11 protein-coding genes and 1 tRNA gene are annotated in these 8,758 nt (G+C 57.9%); 7 read left to right on the forward strand and 5 right to left on the reverse strand.

Features of this window, described 5'->3' with window-relative positions; translation table 11 throughout:
* The first annotated feature begins 257 nt into the window (after positions 1-257).
* Positions 258-345 (forward strand) — tRNA-Ser (locus ACU0FH_RS13250).
* Positions 346-660: 315 nt separating this feature from the next.
* Here the strand turns inward: ACU0FH_RS13250 and ACU0FH_RS13255 are convergent.
* Both ACU0FH_RS13255 and ACU0FH_RS13260 read right to left on the reverse strand, forming a co-directional pair.
* Positions 661-1,419: a hypothetical protein gene (locus tag ACU0FH_RS13255; protein ID WP_446195105.1), complete on the reverse strand. Its 759-nt coding sequence runs from the start codon at positions 1,417-1,419 to the stop codon at positions 661-663.
* Positions 1,420-1,909: 490 nt separating this feature from the next.
* Complete coding sequence (locus ACU0FH_RS13260) at positions 1,910-2,881, reverse strand: LysR family transcriptional regulator (RefSeq protein WP_446195107.1); 972 nt, start codon at positions 2,879-2,881, stop codon at positions 1,910-1,912.
* 48 nt (positions 2,882-2,929) lie between these two features.
* On the opposite strand from ACU0FH_RS13260, the gene ACU0FH_RS13265 reads away from it, so the two are divergent.
* The 3 genes from ACU0FH_RS13265 to ACU0FH_RS13275 all read left to right on the forward strand — a co-directional run bounded on the left by ACU0FH_RS13265 (position 2,930) and on the right by ACU0FH_RS13275 (position 4,831).
* Complete coding sequence (locus tag ACU0FH_RS13265) at positions 2,930-3,793, forward strand: NAD(P)H-binding protein (protein WP_446195109.1); 864 nt, start codon at positions 2,930-2,932, stop codon at positions 3,791-3,793.
* A 142-nt stretch (positions 3,794-3,935) separates the two neighbouring features.
* On the forward strand, positions 3,936-4,355 hold the full coding sequence (locus ACU0FH_RS13270) for a VOC family protein (protein WP_446195111.1): 420 nt from the start codon (positions 3,936-3,938) through the stop codon (positions 4,353-4,355).
* A gap of 83 nt (positions 4,356-4,438) precedes the next feature.
* Complete coding sequence (locus ACU0FH_RS13275) at positions 4,439-4,831, forward strand: hypothetical protein (protein WP_446195113.1); 393 nt, start codon at positions 4,439-4,441, stop codon at positions 4,829-4,831.
* A 19-nt stretch (positions 4,832-4,850) separates the two neighbouring features.
* On the opposite strand, the gene ACU0FH_RS13280 is transcribed toward ACU0FH_RS13275, so the two are convergent.
* Complete coding sequence (locus ACU0FH_RS13280; RefSeq protein ID WP_446195115.1) at positions 4,851-5,258, reverse strand: DUF2000 family protein; 408 nt, start codon at positions 5,256-5,258, stop codon at positions 4,851-4,853.
* Between the two features lie 123 nt (positions 5,259-5,381).
* Between ACU0FH_RS13280 and ACU0FH_RS13285 the strand changes: the two genes are divergently transcribed.
* Positions 5,382-5,861, forward strand: a complete 480-nt coding sequence (locus tag ACU0FH_RS13285; protein WP_446195117.1) for an Lrp/AsnC family transcriptional regulator — start codon at positions 5,382-5,384, stop codon at positions 5,859-5,861.
* A 189-nt stretch (positions 5,862-6,050) separates the two neighbouring features.
* Here ACU0FH_RS13285 and ACU0FH_RS13290 read toward each other — a convergent pair whose 3' ends face one another.
* The gene (locus tag ACU0FH_RS13290; protein WP_446195119.1) at positions 6,051-6,347 is read right to left on the reverse strand and encodes a TetR-like C-terminal domain-containing protein; all 297 of its coding nucleotides are present in this window, start codon (positions 6,345-6,347) and stop codon (positions 6,051-6,053) included.
* Between ACU0FH_RS13290 and ACU0FH_RS13295 the strand changes: the two genes are divergently transcribed.
* The gene (locus ACU0FH_RS13295) at positions 6,284-6,709 is read left to right on the forward strand and encodes a nuclear transport factor 2 family protein (RefSeq protein ID WP_446195121.1); all 426 of its coding nucleotides are present in this window, start codon (positions 6,284-6,286) and stop codon (positions 6,707-6,709) included. The genes ACU0FH_RS13290 and ACU0FH_RS13295 overlap by 64 nt on opposite strands.
* Positions 6,702-7,535, forward strand: coding sequence for an ergot alkaloid biosynthesis protein (locus ACU0FH_RS13300; protein WP_446195122.1), 834 nt, complete (start codon positions 6,702-6,704; stop codon positions 7,533-7,535). Before ACU0FH_RS13295 ends, ACU0FH_RS13300 begins: the two co-directional genes overlap by 8 nt.
* 449 nt (positions 7,536-7,984) lie before the next feature.
* On the opposite strand, the gene ACU0FH_RS13305 is transcribed toward ACU0FH_RS13300, so the two are convergent.
* The gene (locus tag ACU0FH_RS13305) at positions 7,985-8,713 is read right to left on the reverse strand and encodes a LuxR family transcriptional regulator (protein ID WP_446195123.1); all 729 of its coding nucleotides are present in this window, start codon (positions 8,711-8,713) and stop codon (positions 7,985-7,987) included.
* Positions 8,714-8,758: the final 45 nt, after the last annotated feature.

An 8,758-nucleotide genomic window follows, 5' to 3' on the forward strand; every position in this document is an offset into this window, starting at 1 on the left:
CCTTTGCCTGATTTCGGGCTTTTTGCCCTGCTGCCGGTTTTCCGGTCTGCTGCTCCGGGGTGAATGATCCCCGATTGACAAAATCATATCGGCTAAAATCGATCTTTGAAAGTCTCCTGATCCAAACTGGATAAGATTTACCGGTTTTTTGCTTGCCTGAATGTAGTCTCGCGCATAAACCGCCATCTGCACCGGAACGATGCATGGCTCTTGCCATCTTCTCGGACCGGTGCTGGTTGCGCCGGCAAGGTCGCAATGGAAGAGTGGCAGAGTGGTCGATTGCACCGGTCTTGAAAACCGGCGATGTGAAAGCATCCGTGGGTTCGAATCCCACCTCTTCCGCCAGACATTATTTTTTATTTATTTCAATAGTTTGGGTGTATATTTCTACACGCGCTAACCACACACGGTCAACGTCACAGTGTCACAAGAGAAGTGGCACCGTTTGATGCCAATGTGGTCTTCGTGCCGATTCGTCTATCGTTAGCCAAGCTGGCTCTGCTGGTGCCCCTTCAAAGTTTGCTTGGGTTGGCTTCAGCGACTGTCAAGCCTGGCGGCAATTGAAGCAAAGCCTAGAGCTAGCCCACTATTATAGTTTCGTCGGTGAGAGTGCTGGTTACTCTTCTCTGTTTCGTTCGCACCTGTTCGGGGGGGCAGTTATCAGATCGGAAATGGAGTGCCGAAAATATTAGTGATATCGCCTTCCAATGTTATGTCTGCAAACTTCTTTCCAGTCTCAATTTTTCTAAGTATTGCTACCCTATACTCCTGTTGGTCCCTGAATACCTCATGCTTAATATTTGAGTGCCCCAACGGGGTTTTAGATCTTATGTCTTGGACGATATCTCTGTAGGTAACTTCAGCGTGATTGGTTCTAGGATAATCAGCCCAATTTTCCAACTTAGCAAGCGAAGTTGCAATTTCGTGTGTAAAGGCGTTTGTATCAATTATTGGTAAGCACGTATCGTAGGGTCTGCCGCTTTCGTTAAAAAGTGCTGAGTCCTGTTTTAGTCTATCAATCACAGATTTTCTTTTCGTTTTTGAACCGCAGAAAATGTAGTGGTTGTCAATACGTCTTGGAACAACTACGTCTTCAATGAGAATGTCGTAGGCGTTAGGAACGTTTAGTCCGGCTACATCTCGTAAGGCACGCAGATCGTTTGCCTCTTCTGGTGTAGGGTCAGATATATTGCTGATGTATGAATGTGGAAGTACGGCGAAGCTTGTTCCTTCGAAAGGATCATTTATCCCAGGTTTTAGTTTGCCGGTTCCAAATCTGTCCGGGTCGCCTTGCTTGCCGATCATAATTTCTTCCGTTCCCCTGAATCCATCAAGAGTACCTATCCGAATTATATTTTCTTTGAATAGAAGTTTGACATATTCGCAGTGCATGAATTTATAGAACACATCTCGTTTCACTTTTTTGTCCCCTGTCAAATTTAGGTTGCTGTGTGACCTGCGCAAAGTTTAGTTGCCTGTCTCTTCGAGGGGAATGCGGAATTTTTTCCGGTGCTTTTTAATGCTTTGGAATGAACCGGTCTTGGACAGTATGCGCTCGTACCGATTTGGTGATCCTTTCATGAAGTACTTTTTTGTTGGCTACAGAGATCGTAACATGTCTAGGGAAAGTCGTTTCTGAGTGTTCTGGAGCGTCCAGTGTTTCTAGACGAAAAAGAGCGGGTGCATTGTTCAAAAGGTAAATGTGGTAGGCGATAGAACGAATGCAGACCACCGCTGCACAATCTTGTCGACAGGATCCAATGCTGCAAACTGGACACGGCAGACACGGCATTGACTGAGAGATATGCTGGGTCGAACAGTCGGGCAAGCCCACGTCCGCTCGCACTCTACCTTCTCGACGGACCTGCCCATGATCCCGGTATCGCAAGGTGTCCGCCTCTACTGTCGCTCAGCCCTCATGGTGATCCTGGCATACCTCGATGAAGGCACGCAGGGGCCGCGGAGCGTGGCGGCTTGGATAATAGAGGCGGGGTCCGGTTCGGGCGGCCCACCTTTCGCGAAGAACCGGCAAGAGAGCCCCTGCCGCGAAATCCTCCTCCAGCCAGTTCCGGAAGGTTGCGATGATGCCGATATTAGCGCGCGCGAAACTGAGACCAGAGTTGATCGCGTTGACGCCGAGAATCAGGCGCGGGATCGGCTCGATTGTGATCGTCCGGCCGTCCTCTACCAGCTGCCAGGGCAGGAGCGGGCCGCCCGGCAGGCGGTAGCGGATCGCTTGGTGTTTTATCAGATCCTGCGGCGTTTGGGGCGTCCCATGCGCGGCGAGGTAATCCGGCGAGGCCGCAAGCGCGACCTGCTGCTTTCGCGGCCCAATCGGAATTGACACCATGTCCTGGGCCAGCACCTCGTCGTAGCGGATGCCGGCGTCGCAGCCGGCTTCCACGATGTCGACGATGCCGTTCTCCACCACGATCTCGACCTCCACTTCCGGGTGACGGGCGTGGAACACGGCGAGGAAAGGCGGCAGTACGTCGGGCATCACAGCCCCCGGCACGTTCAGCTTGAGCCGCCCGCGCACCAGCTCGGCGGTCTCCGCTGCCTCGGCACGGGCCGCATCGAGCCCGGCCAGAAGCGGTCCGATCCGTTCGGCCAGCGCTTGGCCGGCGTCCGTGGTCGCCATGCTGCGCGTTGTACGACGCAACAGGGGGACGCCAAGCGCCGCCTCCATCCGCGCGATCGTGCTGCTGACCTTCGATGGGGCGAGACCAAGCCGCCGGGAGGCGGCGCGGAAGCCTCCCTCGCGGACAACGGCGTGGAAGATGGCAAGATCGTCGAGGGAGTCACTGTTCTTCATGGAGAACAGCGTATTCGATAATTGCCTAGTAGTCACCGGCGCAAAGAACAGCCAAATCCCTGTCATGGCGTCGCCGGATCATCCGGCCTCACGCTTCGCATCAAGGAGACAGCCATGCTTGTCGTGACCGGCGCAACCGGACAGCTCGGCCGAAAGGTCTTGGATCACCTCAGAATGCTGGTGCCGAGCGATCGGATCGGCATCAGCACCCGCGACCCGTCGCAGGTGGCCGATCTCGCGGCAACTGGCATCCGCGTGCGGCGCGGCAGTTACGACGATGCCGACAGCCTGCGCCACGCATGGGAGGGGGCGGAACGTGTGCTGCTTGTCTCCTCGAACGCCGCGGCCAGCGGGGGCGATCCACTCACGCAGCATCGCAAGGCGATCGACGTGGCGCGCGAAATCGGCGTCGGACGCCTGCTTTATACGAGCCAGATCTCCGCTTCGCCGACGTCGCATTTCCCGCCCGGACGCGATCACTCGGCCACCGAGGCGATGCTGGCCCAGTCGGGGCTGGCCTGGACCGCGCTGCGTCATGGATTCTACGCGTCGAGTGCTCTTGGGATGAACGCCCACGGTTTCGCGCAAGGGACTCTCACCGGCCCCGAGGACGGCAAGGTTGCCTGGACAACCCATGTCGACCTCGCCGAGATCGATGCCAGGTTGCTCGCAGGGGAGCATACAATCGATGGCGTCACGCCTCCGCTGACCGGAAACGAGACACTCGACCTTGCGGATCTCGCCCGGCTCGCCTCGGAGGTGACGGGCCGCACCATCGTGCGCGAGTTGGTTTCGGAAGAAGAGATGAAGCTCAGCGCGCGGCAGAACGGTGTGCCAGATGCCGCAATCGCCGTTATGCTAGGCTATTTCCGCGCGGCCTGCGCGGGTGAATTTGATCGCCCCGACCCGACGCTCGCCCGCCTTCTGGGCCGCCACCCGGTGCCGATGCGGACCGTTCTGGCAAAAGCGTCGATCTGAAATGGATATGGCGCGACCCATGCCGGGGATGAGCACGAAGCCTCGATGAGACTCTTTGATACGACCATCCATTCGGCCCATCCAAAGGCCCCAGGCACCAGTTCTAACGACCGACACCCTTACGCAATTGGAGATCAAGGATATGTCACAACCCATTGCCCTTTCCAGCCTTCACCATGTCGGCGCCACCGTGAGCGACCTCGACGCGAGCATCGCCTGGTACCGGGAGACGTTCGGTTTCGAGCTGCTCTCCAGCTACGGCTGGCCCGGCGTGCAGGCCGCCTTCATCGGTCGCGGGAACATCCGGATCGAACTCTTTCAGAATGATGAGGCCGCACCGATGTCGGATGAACGGCGCCAGCCCGAAACGAACCTCCGCATCGGCGGGATAGGACATCTCGCGCTTGGCGTGGTCGACCTCGACGTGGCGGTGGCCAATCTGCAAGGCCGGCAGGTCGAGATCGTCGCTCCGCCCCGCGAGGTTCCAGACGGCAGCGGATCGCGCTTCGCTTTCATCCGCGACAGCGAGGGCATGCTTGTGGAGTTGTTCGAGCAAGGATGAAGGGGATTGTTTCAAGCGCTGATCTCGATATGACCAAGGCGAAACCTCAGCCGACCCAACGCACCAATGGGCCTGGATGCGGCATGTCTATCATCGACGTGCGGGCGGCCGCGCATGTCAGATCGAATCTTGCGGCGACGCCCCGGCGGTTGATGATGACCCGATGCGCCAACCGGACGATCCACAGCATGTTCAAGGTAATTGAGGTTCGCGGCGCGAATAAAGGCTCCGAAGCCGTTCATTGTCATGGCGGCAGGGGCGAGCTTGCAAACCCGTTCCACGCGACGTCAAACGTATTCGATGGCGAAACGACTACGAAACGCCGCGCCAAAGCGCCGGTGCAAACACGGACCGCCCGTTTCAGGACGCAAGCGACATCCAACCTGACCTGCTTGGCGCCCGCCGCGCTGAGCCTCTGCAAATCCTATCCGAACCCAAATGTCTCATTCGTCAACGAGGCGCGAATAACAGATTGAAACCGCGTCGTGCGGATCTTCATGGGTGCATCTTTGCACCCTTGGTTATCTTGTCTACTGTCTTTCTCTCCTCCCGGATGGCAAGCCCGACGAGGTTCAGTTCATCCGTTCCGTATTCTCGAACTGCGGCGCGATTGGCGGCGTCGTGGCCGGTCTTGAACATGTCCTCGATATAGATCGACATATCGACACCTCGGGTCAGTGCGCGCGAATGGATCTTTTTCAGCCCCGCTCCGTCCGCCACGAGCACGATCATTGGCTGAACGATCAAGGATCGATACGTCTGCCCATCCGCATCCTCATAACGCTCGCCGAGAAGATCGGAGTCCGCGCCGAGAATGCCACTCGTCAGAAATGCGGTCACATTCAGTTTCTGCCAGTCCAGCAAATCATCACGCACGACTATCGCAATCTTCGTTTCAAACATTTTGGTTCCTTGCATTATTCCTATACTTCACGCCTTTTCCGAATTATATCTGGCTTGCAGCTTGGACATCAGGATACCGTTAGGTTAACCTGCCTGCAAACGAAGCATTTACGGTGTAAAAGGGTGAAGTTGGAATTTGACCGAACGGATCGACGCATCCTCGCGCTCCTGTCGAAGAATGCTCGGATAACAAACAAAGAGCTGGCTGATGCTGTCGACTTGTCGCCATCCAGCGTCCACGAACGAACCAAGCGGCTCTTCAACAGTGGAGTCATCGCGGGCGCACATCTTGACATCGACCTGGGCCACCTCGGATTTTCCATGAAGGCGTTCTTGTTCATCCAGTTGTCAGAACATGAGAAGTCGAACCTCGATAGTTTCCTTCAGGACGTGCTGAAGTTCCCCGAGGTCCGGTCAGCATGGATGATCAGCGGAAGATACGATGCAATTGTTGAACTGGTTACGCAGAATACGAAGCATTTGCACCGGGTTGTCGTCGAGAAGTTCTCGTCACGTAAAGAGGTCCACCGAATTGAGACATCGATTGTTTTTGATGGCGCTGAGCAACGGGATCTTTCTGCATTGTTGCAGTTGAATTCGTGATTGGTGAGAGGCGAAACAGGTTCCAAAAAACTGAATGTGGACATTGGACCAATGTCCATCTTGGCTAGGCGCGCCGGGCAGCTTGGCCAAGCGAACGGGCGCCACACCTTACCGCTGCAAATCCATGTTGAGCCAACTTACCTGCAAGCTGAAGTTCGTCGCCCCTCCGTTTTTCGTGGCTGTCATTCCTCAGGCGGTCAGGCCAGCGACGATTGCACGGCTCTGCCTCTCCAGTTCCGCGTAGGTCGGTGTAACGCCACGAACCACCATCCTCCAGTACTGCGGCGCGACAAGCAGATCGAGCGCGAGGTTTCGGTCAAGGTTTTTCGGTAGTTCGCCTCGGCGCACCCATCGGTCCAGAAGGTCCTCGGCCCGCTCGCGCCTTGCTTGCGCAACCCGGTCATCGATTGCACGCATCTCGGTTGATCGCGCCGCTTCGGCATGCAGATCCGGCAGGATCCTGCGGACCAGAGGATGCCGAAGCACCGCTTACGCCGGACGTTGTCTTTGAATTCCCCTACACCCCAGAGGGGCTTCCCCGACGACTGGACGGAATGAACGCCCTTGCCGATCACCTGACGCGGCTTGAGCCGATGCTGAAACTGGGCGAATTTACGCTGCATGCGGTTCACCCGTCGGACGACACCGTGATTATCGAATTCTCCTGCGACGGTTCTGGCATTGCCACCGGACTGCCCTATGACCAGGACTATATTTCTGTCGTAACCCTCCGTGACGGGCGCTTCAGCCACTATCGCGATTACTGGAACCCGCTGGTTGCACTGTTGGCCCTCGGCGGCGCGCAGTCAGCGGCGATGGCCTATGCCGGGGAGACGGCAAATGGGTGAACGCATTCTCGTCATCGGCGGCAAGGGTAAGACAGGCCAGCGGGTAGTGGAGCGTCTTACGGCCATAGGAGCCGAACTCGCCGTTGGTACCCGCACACCCACAGGGTCGCGGGACCGTTTCTTCGACTGGGCGGACACGGCCTCCGTGGCTGCGTTCGAAGGCTGCTCTGCAGTCTATCTCGTGGCACCGACGGATCGCACCGACCACCTCTATGTCATGCGTCCTATCCTCAAAAGAGCGGTCAAGCGTAGGGGGCGCCGTTTCGTGCTTCTCAGTTCGTCCCTGCTGGATCGTGGCGGCCCGATGATTGGTGGCGTTCATGGCTGGCTGGCCGATACCGCCCCGGAATGGGCTGTGTTGCGCCCATCCTGGTTCATGCAAAATTTCTCGGACGGGCCCCACGCCCATACGGTCCGAGAGGAAAATGCAATCTACAGCGCCACGGGCATGGCTCGCGTAGGCTTCATCGACGCCGAAGATATCGCGGCCGCCGCCGTGGCCTGCCTGACCTCCACCGAGCCGATCAACGATGACCGTATCCTTACAGGCCCAGAGGCGCTGAGCTATGAGGATACCGCCCGGATACTGTCAGACGTGACGGGCCGGACGATCCGTCACATCGCGCTCTCCGCCGCGGAGCTGTCTGACCGTTTCGAGGCACAGGGTCTGCCGGACGATTACGCCCGCATGCTTGCGTCTCTGGACGAAACGAACCGCACAGGTGTCGAAGATCGCACGACGGAGGGCGCATTGCAGCTGACCGGATCTGCGGCCGGCTCATTTAAAAGCTTCGCTGTGAGGAATGCGGCAACTTGGATGGTCTGATGTCCAGCGGCCAAGACCGCCCTCAGATCGAAATGCGAGGGTTTGGGCAATAGTTTAACGATAGCCCTTTTCCCTGACAGCGAACTCAGACAGCACCGTTGCTCAGGCGCGCGACAGTGAATGTCGGGAGCCAGCCCATCTTACCAGATGCTGAGGGTTAAACGAGCGGCGGCGTCGGCGGCGACGGACCGCGCTGCAAGGATTGGAGCCAGTCACCCTCGAGGGGCCAAGATCAGTTGGTTGGCGGCGCGGATTGGCTGCAATGTGCATCCCCTGTGCCCCTCCGGTCAAAGTCCGCCACCGGTCTGCGACACGGGCGGGCATGATACCGAATTCCCCGACAACGGTCAGTTGCTCGGCACGGTTCTCGACTGGCTGGATGACCCGGCAAAAAGCGCTGGTAACGAACCCGCAGGATCTCTTCGGCTTCCCTCCGGTCTGACGGAAATTCAGATGTAACCGCCCGCAAGCGCCAGCAGCGCCGCGTGATGCCGGTTGCGCGCGTTCAGTTTGCGGCTCGCGTTGCCAAGGTGGTAATTCACCGCCGACACGGACAGGAACATGCGATCGGCCAGTTCCTCGCTGGTCATCCCCCGCGCCACCCATGCCAGCGCTTCCCGTTCGCGCGACGACAGCGGGTTGGCCTCGCTCTCGCGCGGCTCGCGCGGACGCACGAGGTTGTCGCAGATCTGGTGCGATGCCATGTGTAGCGTCGCTCCTTCCGTCTTGATCACGTCGCGCAGGGTGCTGCGGTTGTCCGAACTGAACGACACCAGCGCCACGCCACCATCGGCGCTTATGATCGGCAGCGAAAAACCATAACGGATGCCATATTCCCGCGCCTCGTAGAACACGCGGCGCTGACGTTTCTCGAAATTGCCGAGGAAACTCTCCGTTCCCCAGTGATAGGGGCTGCGAGCCGAACCTGCCATCTCGCAGACCGGATCGACCTGATTGTAGCTGCGCTCGCAATAGCGCTGCACCCAGTCGTCCTCATAGTTCGTCTTCAACCCGCGCAGCACATCGCCTTTAGGAAATTCGCCTTTTCGGATCGGCAGGAAGCTGTAGAAATCTAGACCGACCCGCGCCAGAAAGCCGTCGATTTCCCGCGCCATCTCACTCCAGGGCATTGCCTGCGCCCGGTCGAAGAATTCGATCTGTCCCAATGTCGCGGCCATCGGAGTCTTGCCCGTGAATGCTGCTGCGCCCGTCAAAAAGCGAAC

The organism is Heliomarina sp., assembly GCF_052826185.1.

What these genes read in the sequence shown, in the direction of transcription:
- ACU0FH_RS13260 (WP_446195107.1), bottom strand. Translation starts at nt 2,881, where the DNA reads ATGACAGGGATTTGGCTGTTCTTTGCGCCGGTGACTACTAGGCAATTA.
- ACU0FH_RS13265 (WP_446195109.1), top strand. Translation starts at nt 2,930, where the DNA reads ATGCTTGTCGTGACCGGCGCAACCGGACAGCTCGGCCGAAAGGTCTTG.
- ACU0FH_RS13270 (WP_446195111.1), top strand. Translation starts at nt 3,936, where the DNA reads ATGTCACAACCCATTGCCCTTTCCAGCCTTCACCATGTCGGCGCCACC.
- ACU0FH_RS13275 (WP_446195113.1), top strand. Translation starts at nt 4,439, where the DNA reads ATGTCTATCATCGACGTGCGGGCGGCCGCGCATGTCAGATCGAATCTT.
- ACU0FH_RS13280 (WP_446195115.1), bottom strand. Translation starts at nt 5,258, where the DNA reads ATGTTTGAAACGAAGATTGCGATAGTCGTGCGTGATGATTTGCTGGAC.
- ACU0FH_RS13300 (WP_446195122.1), top strand. Translation starts at nt 6,702, where the DNA reads ATGGGTGAACGCATTCTCGTCATCGGCGGCAAGGGTAAGACAGGCCAG.
- ACU0FH_RS13305 (WP_446195123.1), bottom strand. Translation starts at nt 8,713, where the DNA reads ATGGCCGCGACATTGGGACAGATCGAATTCTTCGACCGGGCGCAGGCA.